Here is a 16,185-nt window from a genome sequence, read left to right as displayed (position 1 = left end):
TGGTGCACCGCGCGGCTTGCGCGCTGCCCGGGCCGGCCATATCGTTCCGTACATGAGCGAGGCCGACGGCAGCAGCGCAGCGAAAATCCGCACCGGCGGCTGCCTGTGCGGGGCCCTGCGCTACGAGGCGCGGGGCGAGCCGATCTACACCGGTTATTGCTATTGCGCCGACTGCCGCAAGGCGTCGGGCTCGGGTTTTATCGGTTTCATGGGATTTTCCGCAAGCGCGGTGACCTTCACCGGTTCGACGTTGCAGTTCGGGTCGCTCGGGCGGAGCGGCGGCCCGGCGGTACGCAACTCGTGCCCGACCTGCGGCAGCCTGGTGTTCGGGGGTATCGTCGGCAAGGACGCCAGCCACACCATCTACGCGGGTAGCCTCGACGACCCGAGCGAGTTCGTGCCCGAGATCGCGATCTTCACGGAAGGCCGCCCCGAGTGGGCGATGCTCCCGCCCGGCCTGCAGGCGTTCCCGGGCATGCCGGGTTGATGCCACTGACCCGCCGGACGCTGTTGGGGGCCGGCATCGCGATGGCCGCCACGCGTGCAGCCGCCACGATGGAGCCGCCGACCGGCGTCGTCCTGCCCGGCGTACGCTTCAAGCCCGATCGCGAGGCGATGATCCCGGTCCCGGGTGGCCGCGCCTATGTCCGGGTCGACGGCGACCTCCGCGGGCCAAGGCCGCCGATCGTGTTCCTCCACGGCGGGCCGGGCAGCAGCCACTGGTACTTCCTCAATGCCACCGCGATGGCCGGCGAGCGTGCGGTGATCCTCTACGACCAGCTCGACAGCGGGCGCTCCGACCATCCGGGCATCGTGGCGAACTGGAATGTCCCCCGTTTCGTTGCCGAACTGGAAGCGATCCGCGTCGCGCTCGACGTCCCGCGCTGGCACATCCTCGGCGCGAGCTGGGGCGGCACGGTGGCGCTCGAATATGCCGCACAGCGCCCACCGGCGCTAGCGAGCGCGGTCCTGCAGTCGCCCCTGGTCTCGACTGAGGTCTGGCTCCGCGATGCGCGCATCCTGAAGGACGGCATGCCACCCGCGACGCGCAAGCTGCTCGACGACTGCGACACGCCCGGCGCCGCCGCGCCTGAGGCCTGCACCGCCGCGACCGACGCGTTCTACCGCCGCCACGTCAATCTGACCGAGCCGGGCGCCGCGGTCACCGCCTACCGCGCGGGCCTGCCGCGCGCGTTCAGCGCGGACATCTACAACGCGATGTGGGGCCGTGCCGAGTTCACCGCGACCGGAACCCTGAAGGATTACGACGGGCGGCCGTTGCTGAAGCAGCTCGACGGCGCGCGGACGCTGTTCCTCGCCGGCGAGTACGACGAGGCGCGGCCGGCGACGGTGCAAGGTTTCGCCCATGAAGCCGGCGCATCATTCGCGGTGGTTCCGGCTGCCGCCCACATGGCATTGGGTGACAATCCTGCCGGATATCTCCGCCTCCTGCGTCCCTGGCTGGCGGCGCACGACCACGCCGCCGCTTGACTTCGAGGGCTGCCGCCGATTGATGCGCCCCGATGGTTGCAGGAGTAAGCGTGGTTGGGCGGCGGACACGGATACTGGCGATTGCGAGTGGTGGCGGCCATTGGATCCAGTTGCTGCGGCTGATACCCGCCTTCGAGGGCAGCGACGTCAGCTTCGCCAGCGTCCACGCGGCGTCGGCGTCGCAGGTTCCCGGTGCGGACTTCCACAGCTTCCGTGACGCCAGCCGCAAGGACTGGTGGCGCGCCTTCGGCAGCAGCATCGACGTCGCGCGGATCATCGCCCGGGTCCGGCCCGACGTGATCGTCACGACCGGCGCGCTGCCGCCGCTGGTCGCAATCGTCTTCGGGCGTCTGATCGGCGCGCGCACCCTGTGGATCGACAGTGTCGCCAACAGCGAGAAGCTGAGCTCGTCGGGTTGGGTCGCGTCGAAGCTGGCGCACCGCACCGTGACCCAATGGCCAGACCTCGCCACCGCCGACCTGCCGTGCTGGGGCAGCGTCTTGTGATCTTTGTCTCGGTCGGCTCGATGCTGCCGTTCGACCGGCTTGTCCGCGCCGTCGATGCGTGGGCCGGGGCGCACCCCGAGACGCCGGTGCTGGCGCAGATCGGGCGCGGCAAGTTCGAGCCCGTTCACGCGCGCTTCGTCCGCCTGATGCCGCCCGACGAGTACGGCCGCATCGTCGCCGGCGCGGAGCTGTTCATCGCCCACGCCGGCATGGGGTCTATCATCACCGCGATCGAGGCCGGCAAGCCGCTGCTGATGCTGCCCCGCCTGCAGTCGCTCGGCGAGCACAACACCGACCACCAGCTCGCAACGGTGCGCAACGTCGGCGACCGGCCCGGCCTCCACCACGTCGACAGCGATGCCGAGCTCGGTGCGGCGATCGACCGGCTGCTCGCCACCGGCAGCGCCGCGCCCGCGCCGATCGCGCGCTACGCCTCGGACGAGCTGCTGGACAACGTGCGTGCCTTCATCGCGGGGAAAGCATGAGCCTGATCCAACTCGAGACGACCGCTGACCCGCACCGGTTCGCGCTGCCGGTGACCTCGGCGGTGTGCGTCGGCGCGCCGGGCAGCCAGTTCCTGTTCGGCGGCGCCGGGCTGGCGGTCAGCGTCGCCGCGCTGGAGGCCGCGACCGGTCGCCCGGCGGTGTGGGCGGCGGCGCAGTACCTGTCCTACGCCCGCCCGTCGATGCGGCTCGACCTCGACGTCGTCGTGCCGGTAATGGGCCACCATAGTGCGCAGGCGCGCTGCACCGGCCATGTCGGCGAAACCGAGATCCTGACGGTTAACGCCGCGCTCGGGGCGCGGCCCGGCGACGTCTCGATGCAGTGGCCGCGGGCCCCCGCCGCGCCGCCGCCGCTCGACTGCCCGCCGATGCCCTACAACTGGGCCCGCGCCGACGACGATATCCACGCGCACCTCGAGCTCCGCACCGCCTCGGGCCGCTACGGCAGCGAGCGCACGGTCGGCGGCGTCAGCCCCGATGGCCGCACCCTGTTGTGGGCACGCCCGCGCGACCGCGGCGTGGTCATCGACCGGGTGACGCTGGCGGTCCTCGCCGACTTCCTGCCGTCGGGTGTCGGCAACGCCATCGGCAGCATCGCCGGCGGCAGCAGCCTCGACAACACCATCCGGTTCGCACGCATCGTGCCGACCGAGTGGGTACTCCTCGACACGCACATCGAGGCGGTCCACGCGGGCTTCGTGCACGGCTCGATGCGGCTGTTCGCGGACGACGGCACGCTGATGGCGCTGGGGAGCCAGTCGATGATCCTGCGGAAGGGCTAGGGCTTCCCCAGCCACGCCGCGGCTTCGGCCGCCGAGCGCTTGTCCGTATCTCGGTCGACCATCAGGTTCGCGGCGCGCATCCGTTCCACGCTGATGCTCCTGACCAGCGGCTTGAGCGCCGCGACGAACGCCGTGTCCTCCCGCCGCTGCGGCGACACCAGCAGGAGCGCATCATAGGCGGGGATCGCGTGCTTGGGATCGCTCAGCACCACCAGCCCCTGCGCCGCGATGCGCCCGTCGCTGGAGAAGGCCGAGATCACGTCCGCAGCGCCGCTCCCCAAGGCGCGGTACATGAAGGTCGGCTCGTAGCTCTTGGCATGGCCGAAGCGCAGGCCGTAGGCGGCGACGATGGCGCGCCATTCGGGCCGGGTCTGGAATTCGAGGTCCGCCCCCAGCGTCAGCCGCCCGGCGACCCTGGCAAGGTCGGCGATCGACTTGACCCCGAGCCGCCGCGCCTCGTCGCCGCGCATCGCCAGCACGTAGGCGTTCTCGAACCCGAGCGGGCCGACGACGCCGACCTTGGTCCGGCGCTCGAGATCGGCGGTCAGCGCGGGCAGGCTCGGGTGGTCGTCGCGCTTGAGCACGGTCGTTGCCAGCGTCCCCGCGTAGTCCACGTAGACGTCGATATCGCCGGCGTGCAGTGCCCGGAACGCCACCGCCGAGCCAAGGCCGCTGCGCAGCTCGACCGGGCGACCGGTGGCGCGCAGCCGGGTCGCGATCAACTCGCCGAGGATGAACTGCTCGGAGAAATTCTTGGCCCCGACCACGAACGCCCGCTCGGCTCCGCCCGCGCCGCGCCCGCCCCACATCGCCAACGCGCCGATCACCACCAGCCCCGCGACGCCCGCCAGGATGCGCCCACGCGACAGCCGCGCCAGCCCGCCCTCGATCAGCGCCAGCAGCCCGTCGACAGCCAGCGCCAGCCCCGCAGCCGCGACGCAGCCAACCGCGACCGCGACCCAGTCCTCGGTCTGCAGCCCGGAAAAGATGAAGTCGCCGAGGCTGGTCGCGCCGACGGGGGTTGCCAGCGTCGCCGCGCCGATCGTCCACACCGCCGCGGTGCGGACGCCGGCCATGATCACCGGCGCGGCGAGGGGCAGCTCGACCCGGGTGAGGCGCTGCAGCCGGGTCATGCCCAGCGCCTCCGCCGCCTCGACGGCGTCCGCATCGACCCCGGTCAGCCCGGTGACGGCACCGCGCAGGATCGGCAGCAGCGCATACAACGTCAGCGCCAGCAGCGCCGGAAGGAAGCCGAGCACCGGCACGTCGAGCCCGCTCGCGGCACGGAGCGCCAGCAGCAGCGGGTAAAACAGGGCCAGCAATGCCAGCGCCGGGATCGTCTGGATCAACGATGCGGCGCCGAGCACCGGGCCCCGGCTGCGCGCCCGGGCCAGCATCAGCGCGACGAGGGGGAGGGAGATCAGCAACGCGAGACCGAGCGCCGCGGCGCTGAGGCCGACGTGCGCGGCGAGGCGACCGGGCAGGAGAGCGAGGGCGGCGTTCACAGCGCCGCCAGCCGTTCTGCCTGACGCTGCGGCACCGCGATCATCGCGGCGACCTCCGGGTCCGCATTCCCCGCCATCAACTCCGCCGGCGTCGCGTCCGCCACGACCCGGCCGGCGCGCAGCACTACGACGCGTTCGGCGAGCAGCAGCGCCTCCTGCATGTCGTGGGTGACGATGACGCTGGTCAGGCCGAGCCGGTCGTGGAGCTCGCGGTAGCGGGTCGCCAGCCCGTCGCGCGTCAGCGGGTCGAGCGCTCCGAACGGCTCGTCGAGCAGCATCAGCTTCGGCCCGGCAGCGAGCGCGCGGGCGACGCCGACCCGCTGGCGCTGTCCGCCCGACAGTGCGGCGGGAAGTCGGGTCGCGACCTCTTGCGGCAGGTCGACCAGAGCCAGCAGTTCCGACACCCGGGCGGCTATGCGCGGCGCGTCCCAGCCGAGCAGGCGGGGCACGGTGGCGATGTTGGTCGCGACGTCGAGGTGCGGGAACAGACCGATGCCCTGGAAGGCGTAGCCGATGCCGCGGCGCAGCTCGACCGGGTCGCTACCCGCGACATCGACGCCGTCGACGGTCACCGTACCGCTGTCTGGCACGATCAGCCGGTTGATGGTCTTGAGCAGCGTCGTCTTGCCCGACCCCGACACACCGACCAGCGCGACGAAGCTGCCCGCGGCGATCTCCAGCGTGACACCGTCGAGTGCCGCCAGTGTGCCGTAGCGCTTGGTAATGCCGGCGAAGGCAACCGCGCTCAAGCGGCGTCCCGAACCTCGGTTGCAAAAGCCTCGGCGACAAGCGTGTAGCTGCGTTTCCGTGCCGCGTGGTCGTGCAGGATGTTGACCAGCATGACCTCGTCGGCCCCGTACTCGGCTGCTGCGGCCTCGATGCCGGCACGGACCTTGCCGGGGGTCCCCGCGATGACCCGGCGGCCAGCACCGCTGCTCGCGACCTCGGGGTGCTCGGCAAGCCAGGCCAGCGCCTTCTCGGGCGTCGGCACCGGGATCGAGCGGCCCGTCAGCAGGTGCGCCATCATCATCCGCGCGCTCGACGCCAGCCGCTCGGCCTCGGCATCGCTGTCGGCGGCGACGGTCCACAGTGCGGTCATCGTGTACGGCTTGGCCAGCCGCGCGGAGGGCTCGAAGGCGTGCCGGTACTGGCTCGCGAGTGGGGCACCGCGGCTGTTGATGAAGTCCGCGACACAGTAGGGCAGGCCGAGTTCGGCCGCCCACGCGGCGCTGTCCGGGGACGAGCCGAGCAGCCACAATTCGGGCAGCTCGGGACGGCCCGGCAGGGTCTTCGCGAGGCCTGCGAACGGGTGGTCGGCGGGCAGGCTGTCGTCGAGATAGCCCATCAGTTCGGCCAGCTGGTTGGGGAAGTCGTTCTGCGACTGCTGGCGGCGGTCGCGCTGCAGGGCGAACGCGGTGCGCCCGTCGCTGCCCGGCGCACGGCCGAGACCGAGGTCGACGCGGCCCGGATACAGGCCGCTCAGCAGGCTGAAGCTCTCGGCGACCTTGAGCGGCGAGTAATGCGGCAGCATCACGCCGCCCGAGCCGATGCGGATGGTGCGGGTCGCCGCACCGATCGCGGCGAGCAGGACCTCTGGCGAGGCACCGGCCAGCGCCGGCGAGCCGTGGTGCTCGGCAACCCAGTAGCGGTGATAGCCGAGCGCCTCGGCGTGGCGGGCGAGGTCGAGCGTGTTGGCGAGCGCGGTGCCGCCGCTGGTGCCTTCGGGGATCGGGGTCTGATCGAGGACGCTGAGGATCATGCGGCTTGGCTCCGGATAAGACGATCGGGCAGCGCCGCGACGATGCGGGCGCGGTCGGCTTCGGTGGTCGTCGACCAGCGCCCGATCTCGTCGAGCGTGCGACCGCAGCCGCGGCACAGGTCGACCGCATCAGCGCCCTGGCCGCTCCCGGCGACGATCTCGCAGACCTTGGTGCATGGCGACTCGATCACGCACTCAATTTAGGCACCCGCGCGTCCGACTGCGAGGGGGGGAGGACGAAACACAGGCCAAATTGCCATCTGTTCGGAACCGTACAGATTTATTTTCGTTTCTGTCTGGAACAATCGAGCCTGGAGTCGCGGGGCGAGAATACTGCTTCGTATCGATGACGAAATTACCCGTAACACGCTGAAAACATAGCATAGAAACCTTATCCAACGATAGTATCCACAGCAACTTTATCAATAATTTCGAAATAATTCCTACAGCGACGAATAGCCAATGGTATATGGACATAGAGCTGCGAATAACTATAGCATCGCTTTTTGTAGGCATTGAAGGTCTACAACAGGAGCGGGCGTAGCGGTCTAAACCGAGCAGATAGGGGGCTATCGTGTCGTTATATTACCATGATATTGTTTCGCTTCCGAACCAAATTGAGCGTCGAGCAGGATTGCCGACGAGTGATCTGGTAGAGTTGCTGCTGCATACGTCGCCACACGCGGCCTTTATGGTCGGCGTGGCGGGAACGGGTGTGCTTCCTGCCCCATCTCGCTTTTTGAATGTCGGCAATAACGCGGTCGTCAATGGGTATGGCCGCCAATGACCGGATCTGCTCTCCCAAGTCGGGTGACATCTTGACAATCGAGCATCCGTCGGCAGCTGATGCCTCGGGCAGCGTGACAGCGAGCGTCAGCGAGGCCCGCGGGCCGACGCGACGCAAATTGCGGAGCTCGGGCGACACCTGACGGTGGCGCCGGGTGCCGGATCGTCCGACGGTGGCGTCGCCATCGCCGGGTCGGCCGGTAACATCGGAGGCGAGTGACGCCTGACCATTTCCGGACCCGGCTTGCCGGCACCGGTGCGGTCAACCGCGCTTAGCTCCGGGCGCAAACGACGCCGGACGCGACCAAAACCAACAGCCTGCAGACGCCGGATCAAAGCCTCGACCTCGACCCTTCGCGGATGCTGCGCACCCAGCCAGTACTGCAGGACGAGGGCCGTGGCGGCGCTGCCCCAGAGTTGCGTTTCGGGGCGGGCATGACCGGTGGCGCAAGGGACTCTTGGCAGGTCAGGTCACGTTCGTTGTCGGTGTCCAGGCGGCCGCCAGCGTACCGGGCGGCGGTCAGGGCGGTGAGGCAGCGGCTGCTGTTTCACCTGCGTCGGCTTCCAGGTCTCGGGTCGACTGGAAGCGCACGATGGGGCCGGGGCGGCGAGGCCCTGGCCCCAAGTCGTGCGCCCGATCCGCTTGTGGCATGAGCGGGCTGCGGGGTCGCGTTCAGCCCGGACGGTGCGCGGTGACCTCGATCTCGATCCGCATCGCCGGGTCGATGAGCCCCGCGACGATCATCGTCGCGGCCGGGCGGCCTGCGGCAAACGCGGCTCGCAGCTGCGGCCAGCACGGCTCGAAGTCGGCGGCGTCGCGCAGGATGTAGTGGACCCGTACCACGTCGGCGAACGAGCCGCCGGCCTCGGCCAGCGCACGCCCGATCTTGGCGAGGGTGTTGGCGCACTGGCGGCTGACGTCGTCGGGGAGGACGCCGGTTTCGGGGTCGCCGCCCGTGCACCCCGAGACGAAGATCCATTCGCCCGAGACCAGCGCCCGGACATAGCCGATGTCGCGCTCGAAGCTGGAGCCCCAGTCTATCTCGCGACGACGTGCTATCTCACGACGTGAACTCAGCGCGGCGTCTTTGCCATCGCCAGCTCGGCGTCGTCGCCCGAACCCTGTTCGGCGAGGTGCTCGAGAACGCCGTCGGACAGGTCGTCGATCTCCGACAGGTTGGCCGCGACCGTCGTCACCTCGCCGCGCGAGCGCTTGGTCAGCACGTTGAAGCCGGTGTCGAGCAGGTCGGTGACGTTGCCGTCGCGCGCCAGCCGGTTCGGCCCGCCGAGCACCACCGCGATCAGCCGTACCCCGTCATGGGCAGCACTGGCCGCGAGGGTGAAGCCGGCGTCGTTGGTGTAGCCGGTCTTGATGCCGTCGACGCCGGGCAGAGTGGTCAGCAGGTGGTTGTGGTTACCAATCGCTGCGCCCTCGTAGTCGTAGGCGACGCGGCTGAAGACCGAATAGAATTGCGGGAAGTCGCGGATCACGGCGCGGCTCAGCGTTGCGATGTCACGTGCCGTCGTCAGTTGCCGCTTGTTGGGCAGGCCGGTGGCGTTGACGAACATCGTGTTGTTCATGCCGAGCGTGCGCGCCTTTGCGGTCATCATTGCACAATACGCGTCCTCGCTGCCGCCGATGCGCTCCGCAAGCGCGACCGCGATGTCGTTCGCCGACTTGGTCGCGATCACGCCGATCGCGTCGCGGACGCTGATCTGGCCGCCGACCCGCAAGCCCAGCTTCGACGGTGCCTGGCTCGCGGCATGGGCCGAAACTGTGATCATGTCGGTCTCGGACAGGCGCCCCTTCGAGATCGCGTCGAAGGCGAGGTACAGCGTCATCACCTTGGTGATCGAGGCCGGATAGCGTGGCGCGTCGGCCTGGCGCGCGTACAGAATCTCGCCGCTGTCGGCGTTGACCAGGAAGGCCGCGTATTTCGGGACGTCGTAAAGGCTGCGCGCATCGGCAGCGCCCGCCATGACCAGCGCAGTCAAGGCTGCGCCGTAAAATCCTCGAACAACCCTATGACTCAGCACCGGAAACTCCCCGCTCCCGCAGAACGGAGTGATACCACGAGCGGACTCGCGGTGAAAGAGTCTTTGAGCGTGGGGTTGGGGCGGTTGGACGCGGGGGACGCCGATCCGCGTTTCGCTCGTCATGCTGGCGCACGCCGCACTTACCGTCGTGCACGCTCCGGCTGACGCGTCTCGCACCGCCATGGGTGCTGGCGTTCGCCAGCATGACGCCCCCCGGAGCCGGGGAGGATTGGCGCGGCCCCGGTGCAGGCCTAGAACGATGACATCCAGCTTCCGAAAGCCACCACCATGACCAACACCCCCGACGAGTCCGACATGGGCGCCGTCCCCCAGCGTTCGCGCAAGGTCGCGCACCAGGTCCGCAGCATCGGCAACCGCAAGCTCCACCCGTCGACCTTGATGATGGGCTACGGTTTCGACCCGACGCTCAGCGAAGGTTCGCTCAAGCCGCCGATCTTTCTGACCTCGACCTTCGTCTTCGAGAGCGCGGCCGAGGGCAAGCGCTTCTTCGAGGGCGTTACCGGTGTCCGTCCCGGCGGTGCCGAGGGCCTCGTCTACGGGCGCTTCAATGGCCCCGACCAGGAAATCCTCGAGCAGCGCCTCGCCCTGTGGGAGGACGCCGAGGAGGCGTTGGCCTTCTCCAGCGGCATGTCGGCGATCGCCACGACCTTCCTAGCGCTCGTCAAGCCGGGTGACGTCATCGTCCACTCGGCGCCGCTGTATGCCGCGACCGAGACGCTGATCGCGCGCATCCTGGGGAAGCTCGGGGTGACCTGGCTCGACTTCCCGGCGGGCGCGACCCGCGACGAGATCGAGGCGGTGCTGTCCGCCGCCAAGGCCAAGGGGCGGATCGCGGCGATCTACCTCGAGAGTCCGGCCAACCCGACCAACGCGCTGGTCGACGTCGAGGCGGTCCGCGATGCCCGCGCCGCGATCTGTGACGGAGACGAATTGCCGCCGATCCTGATCGACAACACCTTCCTCGGGCCCTTGTGGGCGCAGCCGGGCAAGCAGGGCGCCGACATCGTCATCTACAGCCTGACCAAGTACGTCGGCGGCCACTCCGACCTCGTCGCGGGCGGCTGCGTCGGCACCAAGAAGGCGCTGCTGCCGGTCCGCATGATGCGCAACACCATCGGCACGATCACCGACCCGCACACCGCGTGGATGCTGCTCAGATCGCTGGAAACGCTTGAACTCCGGATGGACCGCGCTGGGCAGAACGCCGCCACGGTCTGCGCTTTCCTGAGGGATCACCCCAAGGTCGAGCGCGTCGGGTACCTCGGTTTCCTCGAGCCCGGCACCCGCCAGCATGACATCTACAGCCGGCATTGCTCGGGTGCGGGGTCGACCTTCTCACTGATCGTCAAGGGCGGCGAGCCGGAGGCGTTCCGGCTCCTCGACAATCTCAAGCTGGTCAAGCTCGCGGTCAGCCTGGGCGGCACCGAGAGCCTCGCCTCGCATCCGGCGGCGATGACGCATCTGTCGGTCGCGCCGGCGCGGAAGGCGGAGCTGGGGATCACGGACAACCTCGTGCGGGTGTCCATCGGGGTCGAGCATCCCGACGACCTGATTGCGGACTTCGAGCAGGCGCTGGAGGCGGTTTAGCCCAAACGTGCGTCATCCCCGCGTCGGCGGGGACCCATCACCACAACATTTCGGGGTGATGGGTCCCCGCCTGCGCGGGGATGACGGTAGAGCGCTCGCGCTCCTTGCTCGGCGCTCCCCTCACGGCACCTCCCCCGTCCACTCCCAATGCCACGGCTCGAACGGGTAATTGACGAACCCGTACCGCCCAGCGTTCGCCAGCAGCCAGCCGTACGCTGCGGTCTTGACCATCGCCCGCCGATTGGCGTCGGCGGAGCTGTCGGGGCCGAAGCCCACCGCCTGCCCCACGTAGAGGTCGAGCGCGAGACCGCTGCGGTGGGCCGAGCATTTCGCGCGGACGATGCCATTGCAGTTCTGCTCGCGGGCGCAGCGTGTCGCGTCGCTGGCGGGATCGCGGAAGCCTGAGAAGATCGTCAGCCAGCGCGGGTCCCTGGCGAGCGCGGGGACGTCGTGCTTCGCCGCAGCAACCAGCTTGCGGTAGGCGGTCAGCGTGCCTTGCCGCAGCCGGATCGTCTTGCCGAGGTAGCTCTCAGCCGAACGCGCGGCGACGACGGTCGCGGGCGGCTCCGGGCAGGTGCCCTTCGCGCGGAGCACGACGTACGGCCGCCGCCCCTGCCAGACCCGGCTCAGCGCCTCGAAGGTCTGTGCGTCGACAGTGCCGGTCGGGACGAGCTTGTGCGCCGACTGCCAACGACCAAGGGCGGCGGCAAAGCCCGCGGTGGCGGGGCCGCACGTCGTCGCCACCTCGTGCGCGATCAGCGGCGAATAGACCTCCCACCCGGTCTCGACGCGCCCGTAGGGCGACCACACCAACGTCCGCAGCGAAGCGGTGTTGGCAACCGCGGCCTGACCCGGTCCGAAATTGCACGCGGCGGGCGCATTGGTGGCGGTTAGTAAAGCTAGACCTAACGCCAGCATCATCGTTGTACGGCTCCCGGAACAATCGTTCGCGGCGAGGCTTAGACCGGCACTCACACCTGAAGGTCAACCCGATGAAGTCAATCGTCGTCGCACTCGTCTCGGTCGTCGGCGTCGGGCTGGCGCTGACCGCGCCGGTCTCGGCAGCGGTCCCGGCAAAGGCAGCCAAGCCGGCCGCTCCCGCAAAGCCCGCTCCCCCGGCAACGCCAGCCGCTCCGACAGTCGCGACGCCGCCTAGTTCCGACGCGCCCGCGGCGAAGGCGATCAACGCGCAGGGTTTCGTCACCGGCAAGGATGCGGCCGCGACCCGCCGGATGCTGATCCGGGCGCAGGTGCTGCTCGACCGCGCGCACTTCTCGCCCGGCGTCATCGACGGCAAGCTGGGCGCAAACTTCGCGGTCGCGGTGTCGGGCTACCAGGCGGCGAACGGCCTGACCGAGACCGGCAAGCTCGACCAGACGACGTGGGACAAGCTCGTCGCCGGCGATGCCGCCCCCGCGATCCGCGATTACACCGAGGTCGAGGCCGACGTCGCCGGGCCGTTCGCCGACCCCGTCGAGCCCGGCGACTACGTCACCATGGCGGCGCGCCCGAACATGACCTGGACCTCGCCGCTGGAAGCGCTGGCGGAGCGCGCCCACATGGACGAGGCGCTGGTCCAGCAGCTCAACCCGGGCAAGGACTTCGGCAAGCTTGGCACGACTCTGCTGGTCGTCGCAGTTGGGCACAGCAAGCTGCCGCCGGTGACCCGCATCGAGGTCGACAAGACCAAGCAGGAACTCCGCGCCTACGCCGACGACACGCTCGTCGCGGCATACCCGGCGACGGTCGGCAGCACCGAGCGGCCGGCACCGTCGGGCGACTGGCAGGTGCGGACGGTCGCGACCGCGGCGACCTACACCTTCGACCCGTCGCGCCTGACCTTCAAGGCCAAGGCGGGTCCGGACGACAAGCCGGTCGGCAAGCTGACCATCAAGGCTGGGCCGAACAACCCGGTCGGAACGACGTGGATCGACCTGACCAAGGATACCTACGGCATCCACGGCAGCCCCGACCCGCGCCTCGTCGGCAAGCGCGCCAGCCATGGTTGCGTGCGCCTGACCAACTGGGACGCGCAGGAGCTCGCGAAGGCGGTCAAGGCGGGCGCAAAGGTCAGCTTCGTCGGGACGGAGACGCGGTCGAAGACCTGATCCTGGCACGCGTTGCTTGACAAAACGAACCATATCGGATAGTGAGGTGATGTCGGATGGTCCTGCGCCATTCGATGCCGGGACGAGGGCGCGCTACCCGCTGCCCGGCGCGAACGATGCAGGGGCTTCGAACGGCTTAGTCGCCGCCACCGGGACCCCGCGAGACAGCCACCGGACGCGCATCCGATGGCTGGACCGCAACTCGACCCGCTTCACGACCCGCCGATGGCGAACCCAGCCCCTGCATCGTCCGCGCTGCTGCCGTATCTGTTTTGAGGCCCCCGCCCAGTTTGCGCCGGGAGGGGAGAACGCCCAGGATGGACGGTGCGAGATACGCGCCCCCACGGTGTTGGAACACCGGCGGGTGCCTTTGCGCGTCTGCGCTCAGCGCACGGCCGCCCGCCTGAGCCGGTCGTTGATCGCCACCCCGACCCCGCGATCGGGGATCGGTGCCACCGCGATGCTGGTCCGCCCGCTCGCCTGCGCCTCGTGGAGTGCCTCGAACAGCGCAGCCGCGGCCTCGTCGAGATTGCCCGAGGCCGACAGCGTGCGGTCGCCGCGGACCCCGCCGAAGCCGATGTGCCATTCGTCGAGTGACGCGGTCCGCGCGTCCATGCGGAGCGGCTGGCGCGGCGCATAATGGCTCGCCATCTGGCCGGGCGCAGTGATTTCGGAGCCGGCCGCCGCGAGCACGACGCCAAGACGCTCGGCAGTCAGCGCGCCGGGGCGGAGTAGGGTGACGACCTCACCGTCTACCGCGACGATGGTGCTCTCGACCCCGGCGGCGCATGGCCCGGCGTCGAGGATCAGCGGGATGCGCCCGCCCAATGACTCCAGCACGTGCTCGGCGCGGGTCGGGCTGAGGCTGCCGCTGCGGTTCGCGGACGGGGCCGCCAGCGGTCCGGTACCGGCGATCAGCGCCTGCATGATTGGGTGGGACGGGCAGCGCACGGCGAGCGTCGGCAGCCCGGCGCGCACGGCGGCCGCGACGCGGGCCCCGCGCTTCGCCGGCAGCACGAGCGTCAGCGCCCCCGGCCAAAACCGCTGCATCAGCCGCGCCGCGACGGTGCCGATCTCGACCAGCGTCGCGGCCTCCGACGCATCGCCGACGTGGACGATCAGCGGGTTGAAGTCGGGGCGTCCCTTCGCGGCGTAGATGCGCGCCACCGCGCCAGCATCGTCGGCGCGCGCGGCGAGGCCGTACACCGTCTCGGTCGGCGCGGCGACGAGCTGCCCGGCGGCCAGGAGCGCGATCGCCGCGTCGATACCGCGCGCGTCGGCGGGCAGCACTCGCGTCGTCATGTCGCCGGTTGGTCGGTCCATCGTGCGCGGCTATAGCCGACCCGGACCCTCCCGCCAAAGGCCGCCCATGACCTACACCGCCCCCCTCGCCGAGCAGCGCTTCGTCCTCGACACCGTCGCCGATATCGCTGGATTGAGCGCGCTGCCGGGCTTCGAGGCAGCGACCCCCGACATGGTCGACGCGATCCTCGAGGAGGCGGGCAAGCTCGCAGGCAACGTCTTCGCGCCCCTCAACCGGATCGGCGACACGCAAGGCGCGGTCAAGGACGGCGACGAGGTCCATTTGCCAGCCGGGTTCGGCGACGCCTACCGCCAGTATGTCGAGGGCGGCTGGGCCTCGCTCGGCGCGCATCCGGACCACGGCGGGCAGGGTCTGCCGTTCGTGCTGGCGTGCGCGGTGCAGGAGCAGCTGACGTCCGCCAACATGGCGTTCAGCCTGTGCATGATGCTGTCGCAGGGCGCGATCGAGGCGCTGCAGGTGCACGCCTCGCCGGAGCTGCAGGCGACCTACCTGACCAAGCTGGTCAGCGGCGAGTGGACCGGCACGATGAACCTGACCGAGCCGCAGGCGGGCAGCGACGTCGGCGCGCTCCGCACCCGCGCCGAGCCGCACGCCGACGGCACTTACCGGGTCAAGGGCCAGAAGATCTACATCACCTGGGGCGAGCACGACGTCGCCCCGAACATCGTCCATCTCGTTCTGGCACGGCTGCCCGACGCTCCGCCGGGGACGAAGGGCATCTCGCTGTTCCTGTGCCCGAAGGTCCTACCCGCCGGCTCGCGTAACGACCTGCGAGTGGTCGGCCTAGAGCACAAGCTCGGCATCCACGCCTCGCCGACCTGCACGATGGCATTCGGCGAGCACGACAGCTGCGTCGGCTACCTCGTCGGCGCCGAGGGTGCGGGCATGAAAGCGATGTTCACGATGATGAACCACGCCCGCATCAACGTCGGCCTGCAGGGCGTCGCCATCGCCGAGCGTGCCTACCAAGGCGCGCTGACCTTCGCGAAGGAGCGCGTGCAGGGCGGCAGCAAGCGCATCATCGAATACCCGGACGTCCGCCGGATGCTGATGACGTTGAGGGCCTCGACCGAGGCGGCGCGGGCGCTGACCTACCTGAACGCCGCCGCCGTCGACCGCGCCCACGCGGGTGACGCCGAAGCCCGCGGCCTCGCCGACCTGCTGACCCCGATCACCAAGGCCTGGGCCACCGACCTCGGCGTCGAGCTGTCGAGCCTCGCGGTGCAGGTGTTCGGCGGTATGGGCTATGTCGAGGAAACCGGGGCGGCGCAGCACCTGCGCGACGCCCGCATCGCGCCGATCTACGAGGGCACCAACGGCATCCAGGCGCTCGACCTCGTCGGCCGCAAGCTGGCTAGCGGCGCGTGGAGGCCGCTGTTCGCCGACATGCGCGACTTCGTCCGAACTCTGCCCAAGGCGGGTGACCTGGCGGTCATGGGGCCGTATCTCGACGATGCGCTGGGCGCACTGGAGAACGCGACGGTGTGGATGACCGGCAACTCGGGAACGCAGGCGGACGACAACGCTGCGGGAGCGACGCCGTACCTGCGTATGTTCGGGGTGACGCTCGGTGGTTGGCTGCTGGCGCAGCAGGCGGTGGTCGCGCAGCGCCGGCTCGCGAACGGCGACGGCGACCCGGCATTCCTCAACGCCAAGATCGCCACCGCGCGCTTCTTCGCCGAGCAGATCCTGCCCTCGGCGACGGCGCTGCTCGGGCCGGTGACTCGGGGGGCAGCGACGCTGTTCGCGATTCCGGAGGAGGCGCTAGCGGGGTGA

The 16,185-nt window shown here is 69.8% G+C and carries 16 protein-coding genes; 8 read left to right on the top strand and 8 right to left on the bottom strand.

Features of this window, described 5'->3' with window-relative positions; all coding sequences use genetic code 11:
* Positions 1-52: 52 nt before the first annotated feature.
* From KX816_13345 to KX816_13325, 5 genes are all read left to right on the top strand, one after another.
* Entirely contained in the window at positions 53-487 is a 435-nt protein-coding gene (locus tag KX816_13345) for a GFA family protein (GenBank protein ID QXQ05246.1), read from the top strand.
* Between the two features lie 92 nt (positions 488-579).
* Positions 580-1,491 carry a proline iminopeptidase-family hydrolase gene (locus KX816_13340; GenBank protein ID QXQ08565.1) on the top strand — a complete coding sequence of 304 codons (912 nt, stop codon included), beginning with the start codon at positions 580-582 and terminating at the stop codon, positions 1,489-1,491.
* 50 nt (positions 1,492-1,541) lie between these two features.
* Entirely contained in the window at positions 1,542-1,997 is a 456-nt protein-coding gene (locus KX816_13335; GenBank protein ID QXQ05245.1) for a UDP-N-acetylglucosamine--LPS N-acetylglucosamine transferase, read from the top strand.
* Positions 1,994-2,482 (top strand): glucuronosyltransferase, encoded by a 489-nt coding sequence (locus tag KX816_13330; GenBank protein QXQ05244.1) that lies wholly within the window; start codon positions 1,994-1,996, stop codon positions 2,480-2,482. Before KX816_13335 ends, KX816_13330 begins: the two co-directional genes overlap by 4 nt.
* Before the next feature lie 50 nt (positions 2,483-2,532).
* On the top strand, positions 2,533-3,282 hold the full coding sequence (locus KX816_13325; GenBank protein ID QXQ08564.1) for a thioesterase family protein: 750 nt from the start codon (positions 2,533-2,535) through the stop codon (positions 3,280-3,282).
* Here KX816_13325 and KX816_13320 read toward each other — a convergent pair.
* From KX816_13320 to KX816_13295, 6 genes are all read right to left on the bottom strand, one after another.
* Positions 3,279-4,787 carry an ABC transporter permease subunit gene (locus KX816_13320; protein ID QXQ05243.1) on the bottom strand — a complete coding sequence of 503 codons (1,509 nt, stop codon included), beginning with the start codon at positions 4,785-4,787 and terminating at the stop codon, positions 3,279-3,281. The two genes, KX816_13325 and KX816_13320, sit on opposite strands and share 4 nt — an antisense overlap.
* The gene (locus KX816_13315) at positions 4,784-5,536 is read right to left on the bottom strand and encodes an ABC transporter ATP-binding protein (protein ID QXQ05242.1); all 753 of its coding nucleotides are present in this window, start codon (positions 5,534-5,536) and stop codon (positions 4,784-4,786) included. Before KX816_13315 ends, KX816_13320 begins: the two co-directional genes overlap by 4 nt.
* Positions 5,533-6,546 carry an LLM class flavin-dependent oxidoreductase gene (locus KX816_13310; GenBank protein ID QXQ05241.1) on the bottom strand — a complete coding sequence of 338 codons (1,014 nt, stop codon included), beginning with the start codon at positions 6,544-6,546 and terminating at the stop codon, positions 5,533-5,535. Before KX816_13310 ends, KX816_13315 begins: the two co-directional genes overlap by 4 nt.
* Positions 6,543-6,737 (bottom strand): DUF1289 domain-containing protein, encoded by a 195-nt coding sequence (locus KX816_13305; protein QXQ05240.1) that lies wholly within the window; start codon positions 6,735-6,737, stop codon positions 6,543-6,545. Before KX816_13305 ends, KX816_13310 begins: the two co-directional genes overlap by 4 nt.
* Positions 6,738-8,005: 1,268 nt before the next feature.
* Complete coding sequence (locus KX816_13300; GenBank protein QXQ08563.1) at positions 8,006-8,392, bottom strand: RidA family protein; 387 nt, start codon at positions 8,390-8,392, stop codon at positions 8,006-8,008.
* 14 nt (positions 8,393-8,406) lie between these two features.
* The gene (locus KX816_13295) at positions 8,407-9,327 is read right to left on the bottom strand and encodes a D-alanyl-D-alanine carboxypeptidase (GenBank protein ID QXQ05239.1); all 921 of its coding nucleotides are present in this window, start codon (positions 9,325-9,327) and stop codon (positions 8,407-8,409) included.
* 357 nt (positions 9,328-9,684) lie between these two features.
* Here KX816_13295 and KX816_13290 point away from each other — a divergent pair, with 357 nt between their 5' ends.
* Positions 9,685-10,977 carry a cystathionine gamma-synthase family protein gene (locus tag KX816_13290; GenBank protein ID QXQ08562.1) on the top strand — a complete coding sequence of 431 codons (1,293 nt, stop codon included), beginning with the start codon at positions 9,685-9,687 and terminating at the stop codon, positions 10,975-10,977.
* Positions 10,978-11,097: 120 nt separating this feature from the next.
* Here the strand turns inward: KX816_13290 and KX816_13285 are convergent, their stop codons facing one another.
* Positions 11,098-11,898 carry a D-alanyl-D-alanine carboxypeptidase family protein gene (locus KX816_13285; GenBank protein QXQ05238.1) on the bottom strand — a complete coding sequence of 267 codons (801 nt, stop codon included), beginning with the start codon at positions 11,896-11,898 and terminating at the stop codon, positions 11,098-11,100.
* Between the two features lie 314 nt (positions 11,899-12,212).
* On the opposite strand from KX816_13285, the gene KX816_13280 reads away from it, so the two are divergent.
* Positions 12,213-13,085 carry a L,D-transpeptidase gene (locus tag KX816_13280; GenBank protein QXQ08561.1) on the top strand — a complete coding sequence of 291 codons (873 nt, stop codon included), beginning with the start codon at positions 12,213-12,215 and terminating at the stop codon, positions 13,083-13,085.
* Between the two features lie 384 nt (positions 13,086-13,469).
* On the opposite strand, the gene KX816_13275 is transcribed toward KX816_13280, so the two are convergent.
* Positions 13,470-14,387, bottom strand: a complete 918-nt coding sequence (locus tag KX816_13275) for a threonylcarbamoyl-AMP synthase (protein ID QXQ08560.1) — start codon at positions 14,385-14,387, stop codon at positions 13,470-13,472.
* Between the two features lie 67 nt (positions 14,388-14,454).
* On the opposite strand from KX816_13275, the gene KX816_13270 reads away from it, so the two are divergent.
* Positions 14,455-16,185, top strand: a complete 1,731-nt coding sequence (locus tag KX816_13270) for an acyl-CoA dehydrogenase (GenBank protein ID QXQ05237.1) — start codon at positions 14,455-14,457, stop codon at positions 16,183-16,185.

Source organism: Sphingosinicellaceae bacterium (genome assembly GCA_019285715.1).
In the GTDB taxonomy this organism is placed as follows: Bacteria; Pseudomonadota; Alphaproteobacteria; order Sphingomonadales; family Sphingomonadaceae; genus Glacieibacterium.
This window is presented reverse-complemented; position numbering and strand designations above follow the sequence as displayed.